Source organism: Rhodopseudomonas palustris (assembly GCF_013415845.1).
Taxonomy (GTDB): Bacteria; Pseudomonadota; Alphaproteobacteria; order Rhizobiales; family Xanthobacteraceae; genus Rhodopseudomonas; species Rhodopseudomonas palustris_F.
The window spans coordinates 1,141,132-1,162,065 of record NZ_CP058907.1 but is presented as its reverse complement, the minus strand read 5'-3'; the positions used below and the strand labels follow the sequence as shown (position 1 = coordinate 1,162,065).

Genomic DNA, 20,934 nt, shown 5'->3' with positions numbered 1-20,934 from the left:
CAAAGCGAAACGCCCCGCCATCTGGGCCGCTCGCCTGGAGGTTGGATGTTCGAGCTACTGGCTTTTGCGATCGCCATCGTCGCCTTGGTGATCGCCCGCAAGACGCAGACCCAGATCCTTCAGCTGCGCGCCCGGCTCGACGCGCTGACCGCAGGACAGCCCCTCCCCGCGACGCCCCAAGCCGCCACGGCTGCCCCCATCGCGATCAACGAGGCTCCGCTGGCTCCTGAGGCCGAGGCCGCGCCGGAGATTGCCGCGACGATTGCCATCGAACCATCATCGCCTGACACAACGGCCACTCCCGCGGCGGAGGCGGTCGCAGAAGCTGCGAAGCCCGGATTCGAGGAGCGGATCGGCACCCGCTGGGTGGTGTGGATCGGCGGCCTGACGCTGGCGCTCGGCGGCTTCTTCATGGTGCGCTACTCGATCGAGCAGGGCCTGCTCGGTCCCGGCGTGCGGGTGCTGCTCGGCGCTCTGTTCGCGCTGGCACTGCTGATCGCCGGCGAAATCACGCGCCGCAAGGAAAGCGTCGCACAGCTCGCCGCGCTGCCGATCGCCAACATCCCGGCGATCCTCACAGCGGCCGGCACTGCGGTGGCATTCGCGACCGTGTATGCGTCCTACGCGCTGTACGATTTCCTCGCGCCCGCAACCGCCTTCATCCTACTCGGCCTTGTCGCGCTCGGCACGCTCGCCGCAGCACTCCTCCACGGACCGGCACTCGCCGGGCTCGGCGTCGTCGCCGGTTTTGCGACGCCGGTGTTGGTATCGTCGGGCGAGCCCGATTACTGGGCGCTCTACATCTACCTGGCGGTCATCACCGCCGCCTCGTTCGCGCTCGCCCGTATCCGGCTGTGGCGCTGGTTGGCTGTGACGACGGTCATTCTCGCCCTGTTGTGGACGCTGCCCGGCCTCGAAGGCGCCGCGACGCTGATCGCACCGCACGCCTTCCACGTCATCGCCGGCTTCACGCTGGCGGCGCTGCTGGTGGTATGCGGTCTGCTGTTCGGACCGTCGATCGAGCCGGGCCGGATCGAACCGGTCTCGTCGGCAGCGCTCGCGACCTATCTGCTCGGTGCCGCGCTGATCGTGGTGGCCAGCACGCACAGCGATGCGGCGCTGATCGTGTTCGCGGGGCTGGTCGCCGCAACGCTCGGCATCGCCTGGCGCGCCGCGGCCGCCACTGCTGCGGTCGGCGCTGCGGCAGGCTTGGTCGGTCTGGTGTTCCTGTCGTGGGTGGTGCGCGGCAGTCCCGAGCTCCTCGTCCTTCCGGGCGGAGCGCTACCGGGCATTGGCGCCGATCCGCTGTCGGGTCCGGTGACGACGCATCTGATCGCCGCCGCGGTGTTCGGCCTCGGCTTCGCCGGCTTCGGCATCCTGGCGCAGGGACGATCTCCGAACGCGGCCGTGCCAGTGATCTGGGCGGCAGCCGGCGTGTTCACGCCGCTGGCGCTGCTGATCGCGCTGTATGCGCGTATCGTGCATCTCGATCGCTCAATTCCGTTCGCGATTGTCTCGGTCGTGCTCGCCGCTGTGTTTGGCTTCGCCACCGAGCATCTCAGCAAGCGCGACAATCGGCCGGGACTGCCGATCTCGATCGCGTTGTTTGCGACCGGGACGCTTGGCGCGCTGGCGCTGGCGCTGACCTTCGCGCTGGAGAAGGGTTGGCTCACGATCGCGTTGGCGCTGATGGCGGCAGGCACCGCGTGGATCTCGCTGCAGCGGCCGATCCCGTTCCTGCGCTGGCTCGCCGCGATCCTCGCCGGCATCGTCGTGGCCCGGATCGGCTACGAGCCGCGCATCGTCGGCGACACGGTCGGCACCACGCCGGTGTTCAACTGGCTGCTGTGGGGCTACGGCGTGCCGGCGGCCTCGTTCTGGCTAGCCAGCATCTGGATGCGCCGACGCGGCGATGATGCGCCATTACGCATGATAGAATCCGCCGCAATCCTGTTCACCGTGCTGCTTGCCTTCATGGAAATCCGCCACGCGGTGAATGGCGGCGACGTCTATCGCGATAGCGCCGGCCTGACAGAAGTCGCCCTGCAGGTCTGCGTCACGCTCGCGATGGCAATCGGCCTGGAACGGTTGCGGCTGCGCAGCCACAGCCCGGTCCACAACATCGCTGCGATCCTGCTCGCGATCTTCGCTGCGCTGGGCAGCGTGTTTGGCCTGCTGCTGTGGGAGAACCCGACGTTCTGGACCACCGATGTCGGCGGGCTCATCATCAACCGCCTCGTACTCGCCTACGCGCTGCCGGCCGTGCTGGCGCTGCTGCTGTCCTATGCGGTCGCAGGCGTGCGGCGTCCGGCCTACGCCAACGGCTTCGCCGCGCTGGCGCTGATCATGGGGCTCGCTTACGTGACGCTGCAGGTGCAGCGCGTGTATCACGGCCCGATCCTGGCCTACGGGCCGACCACCGATGCCGAACAATACACCTACTCGGTGGCGTGGCTGATCTGCGGCGTGCTGCTGCTCGGTGCCGGCCTGCTGTTCAACTCACAGCGCGCGCGGCTGGCATCGGCGGTGGTGATCGGGCTCACCGTGCTGAAGGTGTTCGTGATCGACATGTCGACGCTGACCGGTGTGTACCGGGCGCTGTCGTTCATGGGCCTCGGCGTGGTGCTGGTGGCGATCGGATGGCTGTATCAGCGCATCCTGTTCCGTCCGCGCGGCACGCCCGTGACGGGCGATGCACCCGAGGATCCCGTTCGTTAGACCAGCGTGGCTCTGGCCAGGCCGTAGACCATACGGCCGGTCATCACGCGGTGCATCGTCGCGATCACCGTCCCGACCGCGCCGCTGCGCGCCGGACCATCGGTCTCTTCGTCGATGCGCCAGCGTGGATCGAAGGCGGCGATGTCGGCGGCGCGCCGCATGCTGGACCGGAACGGCGATGCGTCCGAGCGCCCGCACGACGTCTTGCGCACCGACACGTGATGTCGTCCGAGTCGCGCCATCATGGGGCTGCAGTAATCGAAGATGATCTCAGTTGGCGCGCGAGATGCGCCGCGGCATCGGGCGATGGTCCCGAACAAAGCCGCCACCCGTTCGGGCGTCATGTACATCGACACGCCTTCGCAGGTGACGATGAGCGGACGATCCGCCGCCCCGTCCAGCACCCTGGACCAGTCGGTGCCGTTCAAGTCCGCGGCGATCGAACGCGATGAGTCCGTATCCGGAATGAGTCGGCGACGAAGCGCCGTCACCTCCGGCAGATCCAGGTCGATCCATTCGGCGCGCACCATGTCGGTGATCCGCGCCAGCCGGGCCAGGCGCGTGTCGAGCCCGCTCCCCAGACTCACGCCATAGCCGCCAGGATGAGCCATGAAGAAAGCCGCCGCCCGGCGATCAATCCAGTCGGATCGCGCAATCGCGCTCTCCATCGACGCCCTATCGCTCTGGAACCGGGTCAGATCAGCATCGAGCTGTTTCGCGATGCGGCGCGCCTCCGGATCGTCGTACCGACTCCGCGGCAACCGATGCGGCAGCAGCGCGCGTGCGGCCTGCGGAATGAGCAGCGTCTCCGCCACGCCGTGCAGAGTGTCGGCCGACATCTTTTCAGGCATGTGGAGAGCCGCCGGGTGCAGGATCTCGCGACGCCGCCACCAGATCGAGCGCCTGCGTGATTGCAGCTTCCATGTCGCCGGCGATGATCATCGGAACCGGAAACGTCTTGGCCATGCCTTCAGCCCGGGCCTGCCACGCGGCCCGCCTGGCTTCGTCCTGTTCGACGTAGACGAACCCGCGGCACACCTGCACCAACGCCATCAGATTGTTCTTGAACCACACAGCGCGGGACTTGCGATCCTCGTGGCTTTCCGACGCCTCGTCTCCGTCCGCGCGCGTGACCAGGACGAACGGCCGTTCTCGCCCGATCAACCATTCCAGCGCCGCATGATAGCGCTCAATCCGATCCGGCGTGCCGATCGACGGCGGGTTGAAGACGACGACCGGGTCTAGTCCGAGGTCCATCAGATCCTTGACGTCGAGAGGGCTGTTCATCGGGCACCTATTTGACGATCGCGTGGGCGTCGTTCTGCTGCGAAAACTTGATCTTGAACGTCGCCCCCACCGTCAGCGGGGTTCCGACCGCGACCAGCGAACCGAGCCCGAAGTCCGTCGCCGAGACACGATAGCGCTGGTCGGCGAGATTGAGCCCCCACAGATGCGCGGCGTAGCGCTCGTTCTCCACCCCGATCCTCGCATTCAGCAAGCCATAGGCCGGCTGGCGCAGCGTGTTGGCGACGTCGAAGTAGAATCCGGACCGGAACTGATACGCGACCTCCGCCGCCCCCTGCAGATCGTCGTAGCCGACGTTCCAGGCATAGCCGATGCCGACCGTGCCCGAGAATTTCGAGACGTATTGCTGCTGGTTGCCTCCGACGTCGATCGTCGTCGAGGCTCCGGTTGCGAGCGCGTTCTTGAAGTCGACATAGGTGGCGTCGACATATCCCAGCCCGGCGCGCACCGACCAATGATCGTCGATCTTCAGACGGGCCTCCAGTTCGGCGCCGTAGGACCGGCTCTTCGGAGCGTTCTGGATCGGCGTCGATTGGGTGGCGACGTTGAACGTCTGAACCTGCTGATTGCGCCAATCCATGAAGAAGACGCTGCCGTTGAGTGACAGCCGATCGGCGAGGAAACGACCTTTCCAACCCGCCTCGTAGCTCCACAGCGTCTCGGCGTCGAACGCCTTCTCGTCACCGCGAGCGACGAAGCCGGCATTGAACCCGCCCGACTTGTAGCCACGGCTGATGCTGGCATAGACGTTGAGCTTGTCGCTCACGTCGAACTGAGTGCCGAAGCGCGGCGTCACATACGGCGCGGACAGGCTGGCGAGATAGGCCGGCGCAAAGCCGGCGACGACCGGGGCAAAGATCGTGTTGAACGACGCGTTGTCGGACCGGAAGTCGTAAGAGAACTCCTTGTGATCGTAGCCGAGGCGCGCTCCCCCGAATATCTTCCAGCGCTCGGTCAGCGCGAAGGTGCCGTCCGCGAAGGCGGCGAGTGCGGTCGTGTCGGTCACGCCCTTCGACTGCAGCGTCACGCCGCTCCCACTCAAGAAGCCGCCCGAATCGAAACTGTTGGTCAGGCCGTACTGACGGGATCCGTGGCTGCGCTCCGCGTAGAGTCCGCCGACCCATTTGAAGCGCTCGTTGTGATCGGATTCGTAGCGGAATTCCTGGGAGATCTGATCGTAGCTTCCGTTGAAGGGATTGTCGGCCCGATACTGGAAGCCGGCGACACCCGCACTTCTGAAGAAGGCGTTGGTCGCGGCGAAATAGCCTTGGGGAAACGAATTGCCCTTGAAGTCGGTTTCGTTGGTACGGAAGCCGGTGAGCGATACCAGACGATCACCGTTGTCGAGGCGGGCCGTGAACTGAGCGCGTGCGGTCGTCGTCGAGAGGGTGCCGTTGAACGGATTGACGATGTCGACACTGCGCCGCCCGGCCTGGAAATCCGCTTCGCTCATGAACGCGCCATCGACGGTGCGTTGACGCTCGTGCTCGACGCTTCCCAGAAAGTCCACCGTGTCGCTGACCGGCCCCATAACGCTGAAGCGCCCGGAGATATCCTGCAGCGAGTTGACCTTCCCGCCTGTCGCATCATCCGGCGTATAGCCGTCATTGCGGGAGCCGGACAGCGCGCCACGAACCGCCCAACCGCTGTTACCAATCGGCGTGTTGAAGAAGCCGAAGCTGCGCGCCGTGTTGAACCGGCCGTAGTCGACGCCGAATTCGCCGTACGTCCGCGACGGATCCGGAAGATTGGATATGACGTTGACTGAACCGGCGAGATTGTTGCGTCCGTAGAGCGTGCCCTGCGGGCCGCGCAGAATCTCCACTCGATCGATGTCCAGCAGATTGCCGCCGTAGGTCTGCGACGCACCGGCCGCGACGCCGTCGACATAGAGCCCTACGGCGGGATCGGTATCGATCAACGCCGAGCCCACGCCGCGTATCGCCGTGAAATTCGTGTAGAGGCTGCCGGAGACCGTTCCCATCTGCGCGTTCGGCGTCGCCGACAGCGCCTGATCGCGGCGCAGAGTCCGGCTTTCCTCGAGGCGCTGGCCGCTCCAGACGTCGATACTGATCGGAACGTCGGCCGCCTGCTCCGGACGTTTCTGCGCCGTCACCGTGATTTCGTCGAGCATCACGGCCTGCTGGGCAATCGCCGGATACGACACCGAACACATCAGCAGAACGATGAGATTGCGTCTGGTCATTAGCCCCTCGCACTTCGCCGGGGCAGTCATCGCAGAGTTGTTCACGAAGCGAGACATCGTTCGCTTATGAATTCAGACAAAGGGCTTATGAGAAGCGTCTGACGGCGCTGGGCGGCCGGCCGAAGCGACGCTTGAATGCCGTCGTGAAGTTCGCCGGCTGGCCATATCCGCAGCGATAGGCGGCCTCCGAGACGGTCACGCCGTGGTCTTCGACGAGTTCTCGCCCGAACTGCAGGCGCCGTTCGTGAATGTAACGCCCGAGACCGACGCCGAAGGCGGCGGAAAAATCCTGCTTCAGTTTGCTGGGGCTGACGGCGAACGCAGCCGCCAGCGCAGTGATCGTCGTCGCCACGGCCGGATCGCGATCGATCTGCTCCCTGACGGCGACCACCCGCTCCAGCGCAGGAGCCTTGAGATCGACCGCGGGACGTTCACCGCCACCCTGGAATTCCGCCGCCAGTGCGGCCAACAGATCGAGTGCACGACTCTCGAGGTAGAGCGCGGTCGCGAACCCGGAGCCGGTTGAATGCTGGATCGATCTGGCGACTTGCTTCAGCCGTGCATCGAGCGGGCGGCGCCGGGTCACAGTTGCCCGTTCGACGGCCGCGCCCATCGCATCGAACGCCGGGTCGCCGCCGAACCGCGTCTGCGCGAACTCGAACCATTGCGGCGTGACGACCAGCTCGACCGTGCGCACCGGATGCGCCGACAGGATGACCTTCCGCGTCGAGACGCGATCGTTGGTCGACGAGATCCAGAACTCACCGGGACGAAAGCCGGTGTCGATGCCGGCGGTCTTGCCTTGCGCATAGCCGTCGAGCACCACGCTGAGGCAGACCGACGGAAAGGTCTCGGCTTCGACGACGGCCGGCCTGGTCAGGCGAAGATCAGTCGAGAGCAGGTTGAGGCCGGGTTGAACCTGCAGATTGCGGATGCACGCAGGAGTATCGACAGCGCGCGGCGAGCGGAGAGCCGCTTCGAACCGGATCAGATCAACTTGCTCGTACGCTTGAACGTCCATATGGAGCCACGTGGACCGATGCTGTCCGGCTGTCTTCGCATCCCTCCGATAGTCTTAGGGCCACATAAATAATCGCGCAAACTCAACAATTTAGATCATATCAAAGTAGACGGACGCCGAGACCAGGCGATGTCGCGATGGTGACGCCTGCTAACATGTTCAGTCCCGGCCGCGATTATCAGCAATACGTCAATGCCCCGAACACGCAGATGATCCCGCATGGCCCCGACTCGATCTCGGTATGCGCTACCGCACCACGATCAACGCACGGCCGGTGACCTTCCGGCAGCGGTGCAGAATGTGCTCAACGAGGACTTGGTCGGGCGTCGCGAGCTACGGCACCATCGCCCAAGGCAGACCGCTGACGTTCCGATTCGCGATGACGACCAATTTCTGAATCGAACGCCACAAGGGGTGACCACCCCGACACGTGGGGCGGCACCTTCCGGTCGACGCGACAGAGGGCCGAAGCTACGACTGTCGTGTCGCCTCGATTGCCAACGAGAACGCGGCTCGTGCGACCGGCGCATGCGCGTCATCTCTAGCCGAGTTTCACCACTTAAATCCGGGTCAGGCAGACGGCGCCTCCCCGAGAAGCGCGACAGGTCGACTTAGTCCGTGGAGCGGCGCAGCTCGGGCGCGGCCTCGGCCCTCGGCGGATCGAGCCGGGCCGACTCCACGCGCGGCGTCGGCACGCTGGCGGTGACTTCGGCGCGTTGCTGGTTGCCGGGCGCGTGCAGCGAGCGCGGACGGCTCTGCGTGTGAGAATGCGAGATGGCGCGTGCGAGCTGGATCCGGCCTTGATGGCGGAAATCGCAATACGCGAAGCCCATGCCCGAGACCGCACCGCGGAAGCTGCGCTCGCTGGTCTTGGTCAGGTTGAAGCAGGGCTCGAACGGAATGCCTTTGATCGACGCGCAGATCGCTTCGCCGCGCACCTGCAGCGTGTTGCCGGGCAGGCGCATAAAACGGTTGGGACCGGCGCCGGAGAACTGCACCTGGCCGGCAGCTCCGCCATCGTCGAACACGCGGCCTGCGCCGCGGGTTCCATCGAAACAGGTGAACGCGAACACTTTGTTCGCGACGAATTTACGTGCCTCGTCCGCATTCATCGAACCGGCCATCGCCGGAAGGACAGCAGCGCCGGATATCACGGCTCCGACTACGAAACGCGCAAACATGCCTGTACTCCTACTGGGAGCGGGTGAAACTCGCTTAACCCGATCCTTACCATACAAACTGCGGCAAGAATGGCGCAGCTTGGTTGGTAAAGTCTGAACGAAGTAACCGATCCCCTACGAAATTTTCACCACGATGCGGCCGCGGACCTGACCAGCCAGCACCTTGGCGCCGGCGTCGATGACCTGGTCGAGGCCGATTTCTTGCGTGATTTCCGCAAGTTTTGCCGGATCGAGATCGGTTGCGAGTCGCTCCCAGGCGCGCTTGCGCTCCGACAACGGGCACATCACCGAGTCGATGCCGTAAAGACACACTCCGCGCAAAATGAACGGGGCGACCGAGCTCGGCAGGTCCATGCCGGCCGCCAGACCGCAGGCGGCGATAGCGCCGCGGTACTTGGTCATCGACAGCAGATTGGCCAGCGTGGTCGAGCCGACGCTGTCGATGCCGCCGGCCCAGCGCTCCTTCGCCAGCGGTTTGGCCGGACCGGACAACTCGTTGCGATCGATGATCTCGGCGGCACCGAGCTGTCGCAAGTAAGCCTCTTCGGACGCCCGGCCGGTCGATGCGATGACGTGATAGCCGAGCTTCGACAACAGTGCGATTGCCACCGAACCGACGCCGCCAGCCGCGCCGGTGACGACCACCGGGCCGTCCTTCGGGGTCAGCCCGTGCTTCTCCAGCGCCAGCACGCTGAGCATCGCGGTGTAGCCGGCAGTGCCGATCGCCATCGCGTCACGCGCAGTCAGCGACTGCGGCAAGCGCACCAACCAGTCGCCTTTGACGCGGGCCTTCTCGGCATAGGCGCCGAGATGGGTCTCACCCATGCCCCAGCCGTTGCACACCACTTTGTCGCCGGCCTTCCAATCGGGATGCGACGACTCCAGCACGGTGCCGGCGAAATCGATGCCGGCGATCATCGGAAAGCGGCGGACCACCGGCGCCTTGCCGGTGACCGCGAGACCGTCTTTGTAGTTGAGGGTCGACCACTCCACCGCGACCGTCACGTCACCGTCCATCAGCTCGGCCTCGTCGAACTGGGTCAGCGCCGCGACGGTGCCCTTCTCGGCCTTGTCGATCCGGATCGCCTTGAACGTCGCCATTGTCGCTCCCCCTTGAATTGTGCTTGCCGATGCCGACGTGAGTTAGAGAAAGCGCAGGCCCGCTGTAAAGATCGCGCTGCGCTGCAGCGATGCAATTGCGTGACTCTGGTGTGACGATTTAACCCTTTCGGCCTCTGGCGGAACCTGGAGCCACGTGTTATATTAGTTATGCTCTGAATGAGGATAAGCCTATCCTCATAGGTTCCTGGAAGCGGGGCGCGGGGACGCGAAGGCTTTAGGGAAGCGGTTCATCGCAGCGGTTGGAAGTTGCCGGCCCATCGTGGCCGGATTTCTCAAACCCAGCATATGCTCAAACTGAGTATATATTGGAGCGCGGTACAAGGAGGCGTCGATGCCGCTTGCTGAACTCTACGGTCCGGAGAATTTCGGCCTGCCGCCGCATGCGCGCCAAGGGTCGCTGCCGCGCGCACCTTTGAGCGCGAACGAACGCGCCCGCGCGCTGCCGATGCCGTCGTTGGAATGGACGCCCGAAGTCGAAGCGGCGACCGCACACCTCTATGAGAAGGTGCAGAACGTCGTGCCGCCGGTCGAGTGGCCGTTCATGGCGCCCTACGTCAAGGCGATCAACGAGCTGAAGCGCGAGCGCGACGCCGTGATCCTGGCGCACAACTACCAGACGCCGGAGATCTTCCATTGCGTCGCCGACATCGTCGGCGACTCGCTGCAGCTCGCGATCGAAGCCACCAAGGTGAAGGCTTCGACCATCGTGCAGTGCGGCGTGCACTTCATGGCCGAGACGTCCAAGATCCTGAATCCGGAAAAGCGCGTGCTGATCCCGGATTCCCGCGCCGGCTGCTCGCTCGCTTCCTCCATCACCGGCGCCGACGTTCGGCTGCTGCGCGAGAAATTCCCCGGCGTGCCGGTGGTCGCTTATGTCAACACGTCCGCGGACGTGAAGGCCGAAGTCGACATCTGCTGCACCTCGTCGAACGCCGTGCAGGTGGTCGAAAGCCTCGGCGTCGACCGCGTCATCATGGTGCCGGATCAGTATCTGGCGAAGTACGTGGCCTCCCAGACCAAGGTGAAGATCATCGCCTGGAAGGGCGCCTGCGAAGTGCACGAGCGCTTCACCGGCGACGAGCTGCGCGTCTATCGCGAGGCCGATCCGAACGTAAAGATCATTGCGCATCCGGAATGTCCGCCGGACGTGCTGGCCGAAGCCGACTTCACCGGTTCGACCGCGCACATGATCAACTGGGTCAAGACCCAGCATCCGAAGCGCGTGGTGATGATCACCGAGTGCTCGATGGCCGACAACGTCCAGGCCGAGTTGCGCGACGTCGAAATGGTGCGGCCGTGCAATCTGTGCCCGCACATGAAGCGGATCACGCTGGCGAAGATCCTCGACAGCCTGGTGTATCTGCGTGAGGAAGTGACGGTCGATCCCGCCATCATCGCGCCGGCCCGGCGCTCGGTGGAGCGGATGATCAACCTGAACAACTGAGCTTCAGGGCTCGCGACGAATGGCGGCGTCCGTGCCGCCATCGCTGTGCATCGAAGGCGTTCGCGGACAATCGCGTGAGAGTTGGATCGCCGCATGAGCACCACGCCTGAGTTCGCACATCTTGGCGTCCATGGTGACGTCGTCATCGTCGGCGGTGGTCTCGCCGGCCTGTTCTGCGCGCTGAAGCTGGCGCCGCGGCCGGTGACGGTGATCAGCGCCGCACCGCTCGGCGAAGGCGCCTCCACTGCCTGGGCGCAGGGTGGCATCGCCGCGGCTGTCGGCGAAGGCGACAGCGCCGAATCGCACGCGGCTGACACCATCGCGGTCGGCGCCGGACTGGTCGACGAGGCGGTGGCGCATCGCCTCGCCGGCGAAGCGGCCGCACGGATCCACGATCTCCTCAGCTACGGCGTGCCGTTCGACCGCGACCTCGAAGGCCGGCTGGCGGTGGCGCGCGAAGCGGCGCATTCGGCGCGGCGCATCGTCCACGTCCGCGGCGACATGGCGGGCCAGGCGATCATCAGCGCACTCACCGAAGCGGTGCGCAACACGCCGTCGATCAAGGTGATCGAAGGCTGGTTTGCCGACGGGCTGCTGATGCACGACGATGCGGTCGCCGGACTGCGGCTGCGCAAGGTCGGCAACGCCGCCGGCTCGCCGATGCACATCGCGGCACGCGCGGTGGTGCTCGCCACCGGCGGCATCGGTCATCTTTATGCCGTCACCACCAATCCGATCGAGGCCCGCGGCGTCGGGCTGGCGATCGCGGCCCGGGCCGGCGCGCGAATTGCCGACCCCGAATTCGTGCAGTTTCATCCGACCGCCATCATGGTCGGCCGCGATCCGGCGCCGCTCGCCACCGAGGCACTGCGCGGTGAAGGCGCGATCCTGATCAACGGCCAGGGCGAACGCTTCATGCTGGCCGCGCATCCGCTCGCCGAGCTGGCGCCGCGCGACATCGTTGCCCGCGGCGTGTTTGCCGAAGTCGCCTCCGGCCGCGGCGCCTATCTCGACGCCACCAAGGCGCTTGGCGCGCATTTCGCCGAGCATTTCCCGACCGTGTACGAGAGCTGCATATCGGCTGGCATCGATCCGGCGACACAGCCGATCCCGATTGCGCCGGCGGCGCACTACCACATGGGCGGCATCGCGGTGGACATGCGCGGACGCAGTTCGCTGCACGGGCTGTGGGCGGCGGGCGAAGTGTCCTGCACTGGCGCGCACGGCGCCAACCGGCTCGCCTCCAACTCGCTACTGGAAGCCGTGGTGTACGCGGCGCGGATCGCCGAGGACATCGCCGGCACCGACCTCGCCGCGACCAAGTCGCGACTCGATGTGCACGAGACACACAGCACGCCGATCGATCCAGCGCAGGAGCTGCTGCTGCGCCAGACCATGGCCGGCAAGGTCGGCGTGGTCCGCGACCGCGACGGACTGACCGAAGCGGTGCGAACGTTCGCGGCACTCGAAGCCGAGACCTCGTCGACCACGCTCGCCAATATGGCGACGACCGCGCTGCTGGTCGCCACCGCAGCGCTGGCACGCACCGAGAGCCGTGGCGCGCACTACCGCGCCGACTATCCGACAGAAAACCCGGCGCAGGCGAAACGCACCACCACCTCGCTGGCTCAGGCCCGCGAGCGCGCCGCCGCGCTCGGCGGCGGTGCCCCGCGCTCCCCTCGCCTCTCTGCGCAATCCGCGCTCGCCTGATTCAGGACCATCTTTCATGTTGCCGTCTGCCCTGCTGCATCCCGATGCATTCCTGTCGCCATTGGCGATCACCGACGCTGTGCGGCGCGCGCTCGACGAGGATCTCGGCCGTGCCGGCGACGTCACCTCGGTCGCAACGATTCCGGAAGCAACACAAGCGCACGCGATCCTGGTGGCGCGCCAGGCCGGCGTGATCGCCGGGTTGCCGCTGGCGATCGAGACGTTTCGCCAACTCTCGGCCGAAGTCGCCATCACCGCGCATGCGCGCGACGGCGACACTGTGGCGGCGGGCATTCAGGTGCTGACGATCTCGGGCCCGGCCCGCGCCGTTCTCGCCGGCGAGCGTACCGCGCTGAACTTCGTCGGCCGGCTGTCGGGCATCGCGACGCTGACCGCGGACTACGTCCGCCACACCGCAGGCACCAAGATGCGGATCTGCTGCACCCGCAAGACCACGCCGGGGCTGCGCGCGCTGGAGAAATACGCGGTGCGCTGCGGCGGCGGCTTCAACCACCGCTTCGGCCTCGACGACGCCATCCTGATCAAGGACAACCACATCGCGGTGGCCGGCGGCATCCGACCGGTGCTGGAAGCGGCGCGCGCCAAGATCGGCCATCTGGTCAAGATCGAGATCGAGGTCGACACGCTCGATCAGCTCCGCGAGGTGCTCGATACCAATCTCGCCGACGTCGTGCTGCTCGATAACATGGATCTCGACACGCTGAAGAAAGCGGTGGCGATGAGCGCCGGCCGCGTCGTGCTCGAAGCTTCCGGCGGCGTCACCCGCGAGTCGATCAGCAGCATCGCCGCAACCGGCGTCGACTACGCCTCCTCCGGCGCGCTGACACACTCGGCGCCGAACTTCGACGTCGCGCTGGATATCGACGCGTAGTCTGGCACCTACGGCCCCGAAACGTCGATGGTTAGTTCTCAGCTGCAACCGATGGGTCCCTGTCGATTTTGGCAGCAATGCCGGATCGCGACGATGAAGCGAAGCTGACCCGCTTCACCAAGCGTCATTGCCGGGCTCGACCCGGCAATCCATCCTCTTGAAGAACGATGGATGCGCGGGCAGGCCCGCGAATGACGCTACAAGTAAGTAATAGACTCCGCCACGTCATTCCGGGGCGCGCGAAGCGCGAGCCCGGAATCCATAACCACCGTCATCGCGTTAAGGCACAGGGCGATAACCGCTTCGCCCAAAGAGCAAGTGCAGGGGTTATGGATTCCGGGCCTGCGCTGCTCCGCAGCGCATCCCGGAATGACGAAATCTGAAGGTGTCGTTCCGGGTCGCGCGAGAGCGAGCGAACCCGGAATCTGAAATTGGCAAAGCGCCCCTTCTCCAAACCGCGAGATTCCGGGTTCGCGCTGCGCGCGCCCCGGAATGACTGCTGGGGCTGTCAAGGAAACAACAGGCAACACAGGCGGGGCCTGTGCGCGCTGCCCGCTTAGTTGCCCCTGGCCTGAATCTCCGCCGAGCTCTTGGCGGCTTCGGTGAGTTGGGCGGCGATCGAGGCGGTTTCGGCGGCGGTGCCCCAGCTCGGGGCGTCGCTGCCGTCGCCCCAGGCGCGCGGACGATAGAAGGTGTGTACGCCGAATTTGTACATCTTCTTCATCTCGTGGACCCAGGACGGCCGCACCCAATAGGCGTGGTAGTGGGTCGACTTGCCGACTTCGGGCAGCCACAGCTTGCCGTCGAGCATCGCGCGCGCAATCTTGCGGGCGCGGTCCCACATCTCCGGCTCACGCACCACGTCGGCGATGTTGTCGCAGGCGAAGGTGAACTGGCAGGCGTAGCGGCGGTTCTTGTTCTGATAGACCACGCCGCAGACGTTGGTCGGATAGAAGCCGGAGAACGCCCGGTTGAGCACCACCTGCGCCACCGCGATCTGGCCGCGCACCTTTTCGCCGCGTGATTCGAAATACACCGCTTCCGCCAGACACTTCTCGTGCTTGGCGCGCAGCTTGGAGTCATTGGCGAGGCCGAGCCGCTCGGCCGGCGTCTTGACGTGATGATCGACGTTGACCTGGCCCTTGCCGGCGATGGTTTCGCCCGAAGCGGACGGATCCAGCGCAGCAGTCTGCGGCAGCGGCGACTTCATGTCGGGATCGGCCGCGTTCGGCGACACGATGATCGGCTCTTCGCCCGGCTGCCACTGCTCCAGGGATTCATCCATGCCGCCGAGCGAGCCGGTGCCGAAGAACAGGCTGGCAGTCTTGAACGAGAACGGATCGCGCGGCCGCGGCGCGACAGCGGCCGCCTCGTGGTCCTTATCGAGCGACAGCGAGCCATCGTATTGCGGCAGCGGCTCGGACTTCAGCGCTTCGGCGAGTTCGGGATCGAGCGCCGGCGAGGATTCGGCCGCGCGGAGCGCGCCGTTCTGATCGGAACTCGGGAATTGTTCGGCAGTCTTACCGCCGGCGACGTTGGGCGCCTGCGAGCCGGCGTCCTCCGGCGTAGGCGCAACTTCGAGGGTCGGCGACTGGTCGGGCCTAGCGAGCGCGAGGCGGTCGCCCTTCAGGGTGCGGTCGACCTTCGGGTAGTCGGAAGCCTGGTAACGGGACGGCGCCTGCAGCAGCGGATTGCGAGTGGCGGCGAGACCGCCGCTGCGGCCTTCGATGCTGACCAGACGCGAGGAGCCGAGCTGCGGTGTCCAGGTTCCGAGCGGCCGGCCGAACGAGAACGTCGCGACCTGCACCGAGCCGAGCGAGGACGCGAACATCCGCTTCTGCCAACGCTCGGTAACGCCCGTCTGCCGAACCAGCAGCGACGCAATATCCTGGTGTCCGATTTCGTTGGGCAGCGCCGCGAAGACACAAACCCCGAGGCCGAAGGACGCAATCCGCGCGCCCTTCGACCGGTTACGCATGACTGACATCTATACGCTCACGCAACGCTTACTCGCGATCAAGTCCGAGGGTTTCGGACAAGTTGATCGTTTCTGTTGTTATCCGATTAAAGTTGCCCGTGCGTTAATGGCCGATGCATGCGAGCAACACGCAACGCCAAGCTGTTAGTTCATGGAACCGGCTGCGAATGTGGTGAATCAGCGCTTCATAACGCTGGTTAAGAATGCGTTGTGCGACGTCGTTAACAAGACGTTGCACATCAGCCGCGCCGCTGGTTACCAACGCACAAATACAAATGGCCGGGACGAAGCCCGGCCATTCGAAATCTGATCAATTGCGAGGCGCGATTACGCCTGGCTGGCGATGCCCTTGCCGAGCGCGGCCTGCGCCGCGGCGAGCCGCGCGATCGGCACGCGATACGGCGAGCACGACACGTAGTCGAGGCCGACCTCGTGGCAGAACGCCACCGACGCCGGGTCGCCGCCGTGTTCGCCGCAGATGCCGACCTTGAGCTTGGCGCGAGTCTTGCGGCCGCGCTCGACGCCGATCCGGACCAGCTCGCCGACGCCGTCGCGGTCCACCGACACGAACGGGTCGACCGTGAAGATGCCCTTTTCGATATAGGTGCCGAGGAAGCTGGCGGCGTCGTCGCGGCTGATGCCGAACGTCGTCTGGGTCAGGTCGTTGGTGCCGAACGAGAAGAACTCGGCGCTTTCGGCGATGTCACCGGCCATCAGGCAGGCGCGCGGCAGCTCGATCATGGTGCCGACCTGGTACTTCAGATTGCTGCCGGTATCGCGGTTCACCGCCTGCGCGGTGGCATCGATCCGGGCCTTCACCAGCTCGAACTCGGCGCGGGTCGCGATCAGCGGCACCATCACTTCGAGACCGACCTGCTCGCCGGTGCGCTTCTCGGCCTCGACCGCGGCCTCGAAGATCGCGCGGGCCTGCATCTCGGCGATCTCCGGATAGGCGATCGCAAGACGGCAGCCGCGGAAGCCGAGCATCGGATTGAACTCGGCGAGCTCGCGGGCGCGATCGGCGAGCCGGCGCGGATCGGCGTTCATCGCCCGCGCCACTTCCTCGATCTCCGCCTGGGTGTGCGGCAGGAACTCGTGCAGCGGCGGATCGAGCAGGCGTACCGTCACCGGCAGGCCCTTCATGATCTCGAACAGCTCGACGAAGTCGGCGCGCTGCATCGGCAGCAGCTTGGCGAGCGCGGAGCGCCGAGACTGCTCGTCTTCGGCGAGGATCATCTCGCGCACGGTGCGGATGCGGGTCTCTTCGAAGAACATGTGCTCGGTGCGGCACAGGCCGATGCCTTCGGCACCGAACTTGATCGCGGTGCGGGCGTCCGCCGGGGTGTCGGCATTGACGCGGACCTTGAGCTTGCGGACTTCGTCGGCCCAACCCATCAGCGTGTTGAAGTCACCCGACAGTTCCGGCTCGATCATCGGCATCTTGCCGGCCAGCACCTGGCCGGTACCGCCGTCGATGGTGATGATGTCGCCCGCCTTGAAGGTGCGGTTGCCGATCATCATGGTGCCGCGGCCGTAATCGACGCGGATCGCGCCGCAGCCGGAGACGCAGGGCTTGCCCATGCCGCGCGCCACCACGGCGGCGTGCGAGGTCATGCCGCCGCGGGTGGTGAGGATGCCTTCCGAGGCGTGCATGCCGTGGATGTCTTCCGGGCTGGTCTCGATGCGCACCAGCACGACCTTGCGGCCGTCGGCGTGCAGCTTGGCGGCCTCATCCGACGAGAACACGATCTCGCCGGAGGCGGCGCCGGGCGAGGCCGGCAGGCCGGTGGCGATCACGTCGCGCTTGGCATTCGGGTCGATGGTCGGATGCAGCAGCTGGTCGAGCGAGCCGGGCTCGATCCGGGTCACGGCGTCCTTGCGATTGATCAGGCCTTCGTTGGCGAGCTCGACCGCGATCCGCAGCGCCGCCTTGGCGGTGCGCTTGCCGCCGCGGGTCTGCAGCATCCAGAGCTTGCCCTGCTCGATCGTGAACTCCATGTCCTGCATGTCGCGGTAGTGCTTCTCAAGCAGGGTATAGATCCGGGTCAGCTCCTTGAACGCCTCCGGCATCGCCATTTCCATCGACGGCTTGTCGGAGCCGGATTCGAGGCGGGCGTGCTCGGTGATGTCCTGCGGGGTGCGGATGCCGGCGACGACGTCCTCACCCTGCGCATTGATCAGGAATTCGCCGTACAGACGGCTTTCGCCGGTCGACGGGTTGCGGGTGAAGGCGACGCCGGTCGCCGAGGTCTCACCCATGTTGCCGAACACCATCGCCTGGACGTTGACGGCGGTGCCCCAGGATTCCGGAATGTCGTGCAGGCGGCGGTAGGTCACCGCGCGGGCATTCATCCACGACGAGAACACCGCGCCGATCGCGCCCCACAGCTGGGCGTGCGGATCCTGCGGGAAGTCCTCGCCGGTCTCGCGCGCCACGGCTTCCTTGTACTGGCCGACCAGATCGACCCAGTCGTCGGCATCGAGATCGGTGTCGAGCGTGAAGCCCTTGGCGTCCTTATAGGCGTCGAGGATTTCCTCGAAGTGATGGTGCTCGAAGCCGAGCACCACGTCCGAGTACATCGTGATGAAACGGCGATAGCTGTCATAGGCGAAGCGGCGGTCGCCCGACTTCTCGGCCAGCGCTTCGACCGTCTGGTCGTTGAGGCCGAGGTTGAGCACGGTGTCCATCATGCCCGGCATCGAGGCGCGGGCGCCGGAGCGCACCGACACCAACAGCGGGTTCTTGGCGTCGCCGAACTTCTTGTTGGTGAGCTTGCCGACGTGATCGAGCGCGCGCTCGACCTGCGACTGCAGCTCCTTCGGATAGGTTTTGCCGTTGGCGTAGAAGTAGGTGCAGACCGAGGTCGGAATGGTGAAGCCCGGAGGCACCGGCAGGCCGAGATTGGCCATCTCGGCGAGGTTGGCGCCCTTGCCGCCGAGCAGGTCGCGCATGTTGGCGCGGCCTTCAGCCTTGCCGTCGCCGAAGGTGTAAACCCACTTGCCGGCCTTCGGCGCGGCCACCACGTTGGCGGCGGGCTTCTTGGCGGGCTTGGCAGCGGACTTGGCCACCGCCTTCGCGGCCGGTTTGGTCGCGGGCTTCGTGGCCGCCTTGGTTGCAGGCTTGGCCGCAGCCTTGGTCACCGTCTTGGTGGTGGGCTTGGTCACCGCTTTCGACTTCGCAGCGGGCTTGGCGGCCGGCTTGCTAACAGCCTTCTTGGCCGGCTTCGGCGGGCTCTTCGCCACTGCCTTGCGCGCACTCGACGCGGCAGCGCCCTTTCCACGCGCAGTCTTGGAAGACTTGGATTTCGGGGCGGTCTTCTTCTTCGAAGCGGCTTTGGCCATGGCTCTCAACGGTCCGCGAAAGAGGAACAGAAAACGGGCGCTTTAGACCACGTTTTGGCGGTCTCAAGCAAGCTGGCGGAACCCGAGCCGACTAAAGATGCAAGAAACGCAACGCACCCAGACCGATCAGTCCGATGCAGATCAGATAGATCGCAACGATGAAGTTCAGCAGACGCGGCATCACCAGAATCAGGATACCGGCGAGCAGCGCGACGATGGCTGGAATGTGGGCAGTGGTGATTGTCATGGCAGGATGTCTCCGGCGAAGGAAAGCGATCAAGATCGAATCGCAGGCGGATTGGTAGCGGACGCAGGCAAGGAGCGATACCGGCGGCTGATGACGCCGCTGCGCGGCTTGGGTTCCCTGAAGGGCGAAAATCCCAAGGACTGCGACATCCCTGCACGGAACATCCCAAGCCGGCGGGCATTGCCTCCACAGACCGAGCAGAACAGCCGCGATTGAGGCCTCTGCTTTTCGATCGTTCAGGTGGACGCGCAAGTCGCTTGAACGTGGGTCCGGACGCCACCGACGCGGCCGGATCGGAGAGCCCCGTCCCGTTCCCCCGCCGGGCGGGGCTCTTCTCCGTCGGTCCTCCCTCGCCCTCCGATTGCTTCTCCCGCATCGCACCGCCTGCTAGAGTTCCGGAACCGGCTCGGTTCTCGCGCCGGCGTCGCGGTCTTCTTCCGTGCCGTCCTCCCGCGCAGATGCGGCCCTCGCCGATGCCGATGATCGCAACACCGTCCGTTCACAGCCTCGCACTGTTGTTGCTGCTGAGTTTCTTTCTCGGTTTCGCGTTCGAAGATTTCTTCGAACAGCGCAAATCGGCGCGGCCGGGCGGCGTCCGCACTTTTCCACTGCTATCTCTCGGCGGCGGCGTTTTGTACTGGCTCGACCCCACCCATCTGGTCGCCTTCACCGGCGGATTGCTGGTGCTCGGCGTCTGGCTGTCGATCTTCTACACCGTGCATTTGCGCGAGCGCGACGACCAGGGCGAGCGCAATGCCGGCCTCGTCGTGCTGCTGCTCAACGTTCACGCATATCTGCTCGGGGCGATCGCGCTGGCGCTGCCGCATTGGGTTGCGGTGGGCGTGACGGTGACCGCAGTGATGCTGCTGACGGGCCGCGACTGGCTGCACCGGCTGGTGCGCAAGGTCGATACGCGCGAGATCACCACCGCGGCGCAGTTTTTGATCCTCAGCGGTGTGGTGTTGCCGCTGCTGCCGGCCGAGCCGGTGACCCCGCTGACCAGCATCACGCCGCGGCAGGTGTGGCTGGCGCTGACGCTGGTGTCGGCGCTGTCCTATGCGAGCTATCTGGCGCAGCGTTATTGGCAGCGCGCAGCCCAAGGGCTGTGGATGGCCGGACTCGGCGGGCTGTATTCCTCGACCGCCACCACCGTCGTTCTGGCGCGGCAAGCCGCCGTCAGCGAGTCGTTCCGTCGCCAGGCGACGGCTGGAATCACCCTCGCGACCGGCATCATGTACCTGCGCATCCTGGTGGTGATCGCGGTGTTCAACCTGACGCTGGCGCGCGCATTGGCGGTGCCGATGCTGGGGCTCGCGGCAGTCGCTCTGGCGATCGCAGCGCTGCAATACCTCATCATCAAAGCGCCCAGCGGCGAGGCCACCCAGCCATCGGAACGTGGCAACCCGCTCGAACTCGGCGCCGCAGCGGTGTTTGCAGCCCTGTTCGTCGCGATCTCGCTGGCCTCGACCTGGGTCAAAACCGAATTCGGTACGCAGGGCATCTACTGGCTGGCGGCGATCGTCGGCTTTTCCGACATCGACCCGTTCGTGCTCAATTTGGCGCAGGGCGGCACCGCGGGCATCGGCGAACATGCAGTCGCGATCGCGGTGCTGATCGCTGCCTCGTCTAACAACGTGTTGAAGGCCGCCTATGCGGTGGCATTCGGCGGCCGCCGGACCTGGCCGAGCGCGGTGGTGCTGGTGGGGCTGGCGATCGCCGGCGTCGCGCTGGCGGCGTGGCTCGCGAAGATCGCGGCGTGAGCGGCGGC

At 65.7% G+C, this 20,934-nt stretch carries 14 protein-coding genes; 5 read left to right on the top strand and 9 right to left on the bottom strand.

Annotated features, from left to right (window positions below; genetic code table 11):
• Positions 1 to 45 precede the first annotated feature (45 nt).
• On the top strand, positions 46 to 2,718 hold the full coding sequence (locus tag HZF03_RS05370; RefSeq protein WP_119020137.1) for a DUF2339 domain-containing protein: 2,673 nt from the start codon (positions 46 to 48) through the stop codon (positions 2,716 to 2,718).
• On the opposite strand, the gene HZF03_RS05365 is transcribed toward HZF03_RS05370, so the two are convergent.
• The 6 genes from HZF03_RS05365 to acuI all read right to left on the bottom strand — a co-directional run bounded on the left by HZF03_RS05365 (position 2,715) and on the right by acuI (position 9,532).
• Positions 2,715 to 3,569: a class I SAM-dependent methyltransferase gene (locus tag HZF03_RS05365; protein WP_119020136.1), complete on the bottom strand. Its 855-nt coding sequence runs from the start codon at positions 3,567 to 3,569 to the stop codon at positions 2,715 to 2,717. The two genes, HZF03_RS05370 and HZF03_RS05365, sit on opposite strands and share 4 nt — an antisense overlap.
• Entirely contained in the window at positions 3,562 to 4,005 is a 444-nt protein-coding gene (locus HZF03_RS05360) for a hypothetical protein (protein ID WP_119020135.1), read from the bottom strand. Before HZF03_RS05360 ends, HZF03_RS05365 begins: the two co-directional genes overlap by 8 nt.
• Before the next feature lie 7 nt (positions 4,006 to 4,012).
• A complete protein-coding gene (locus HZF03_RS05355; RefSeq protein WP_165858192.1) occupies positions 4,013 to 6,229 on the bottom strand; it encodes a TonB-dependent receptor in 2,217 nt (738 codons plus the stop codon).
• 85 nt (positions 6,230 to 6,314) lie between these two features.
• Complete coding sequence (locus HZF03_RS05350; protein ID WP_165858191.1) at positions 6,315 to 7,055, bottom strand: helix-turn-helix transcriptional regulator; 741 nt, start codon at positions 7,053 to 7,055, stop codon at positions 6,315 to 6,317.
• A gap of 806 nt (positions 7,056 to 7,861) precedes the next feature.
• Complete coding sequence (locus HZF03_RS05345) at positions 7,862 to 8,431, bottom strand: hypothetical protein (RefSeq protein ID WP_119020132.1); 570 nt, start codon at positions 8,429 to 8,431, stop codon at positions 7,862 to 7,864.
• Between the two features lie 114 nt (positions 8,432 to 8,545).
• A complete protein-coding gene (acuI, locus tag HZF03_RS05340) occupies positions 8,546 to 9,532 on the bottom strand; it encodes an acrylyl-CoA reductase (NADPH) (RefSeq protein ID WP_119020131.1) in 987 nt (328 codons plus the stop codon).
• 352 nt (positions 9,533 to 9,884) lie between these two features.
• Here acuI and nadA point away from each other — a divergent pair, with 352 nt between their 5' ends.
• The 3 genes from nadA to nadC all read left to right on the top strand — a co-directional run bounded on the left by nadA (position 9,885) and on the right by nadC (position 13,599).
• On the top strand, positions 9,885 to 10,997 hold the full coding sequence (gene nadA / locus HZF03_RS05335) for a quinolinate synthase NadA (RefSeq protein ID WP_119020130.1): 1,113 nt from the start codon (positions 9,885 to 9,887) through the stop codon (positions 10,995 to 10,997).
• Positions 10,998 to 11,090: 93 nt separating this feature from the next.
• A complete protein-coding gene (locus HZF03_RS05330; protein ID WP_119020129.1) occupies positions 11,091 to 12,707 on the top strand; it encodes an L-aspartate oxidase in 1,617 nt (538 codons plus the stop codon).
• 16 nt (positions 12,708 to 12,723) lie between these two features.
• Entirely contained in the window at positions 12,724 to 13,599 is an 876-nt protein-coding gene (gene nadC, locus HZF03_RS05325; RefSeq protein ID WP_119020128.1) for a carboxylating nicotinate-nucleotide diphosphorylase, read from the top strand.
• Between the two features lie 556 nt (positions 13,600 to 14,155).
• On the opposite strand, the gene HZF03_RS05320 is transcribed toward nadC, so the two are convergent.
• From HZF03_RS05320 to HZF03_RS05310, 3 genes are all read right to left on the bottom strand, one after another.
• On the bottom strand, positions 14,156 to 15,586 hold the full coding sequence (locus HZF03_RS05320) for a cell wall hydrolase (protein ID WP_119020127.1): 1,431 nt from the start codon (positions 15,584 to 15,586) through the stop codon (positions 14,156 to 14,158).
• A gap of 318 nt (positions 15,587 to 15,904) precedes the next feature.
• Positions 15,905 to 18,919: a pyruvate, phosphate dikinase gene (gene ppdK, locus HZF03_RS05315; RefSeq protein ID WP_165858190.1), complete on the bottom strand. Its 3,015-nt coding sequence runs from the start codon at positions 18,917 to 18,919 to the stop codon at positions 15,905 to 15,907.
• Between the two features lie 91 nt (positions 18,920 to 19,010).
• Complete coding sequence (locus HZF03_RS05310) at positions 19,011 to 19,166, bottom strand: DUF3096 domain-containing protein (protein WP_011156614.1); 156 nt, start codon at positions 19,164 to 19,166, stop codon at positions 19,011 to 19,013.
• 473 nt (positions 19,167 to 19,639) lie between these two features.
• Here HZF03_RS05310 and HZF03_RS05305 point away from each other — a divergent pair, with 473 nt between their 5' ends.
• Positions 19,640 to 20,926 carry an MgtC/SapB family protein gene (locus HZF03_RS05305; protein ID WP_234832347.1) on the top strand — a complete coding sequence of 429 codons (1,287 nt, stop codon included), beginning with the start codon at positions 19,640 to 19,642 and terminating at the stop codon, positions 20,924 to 20,926.
• Positions 20,927 to 20,934: the final 8 nt, after the last annotated feature.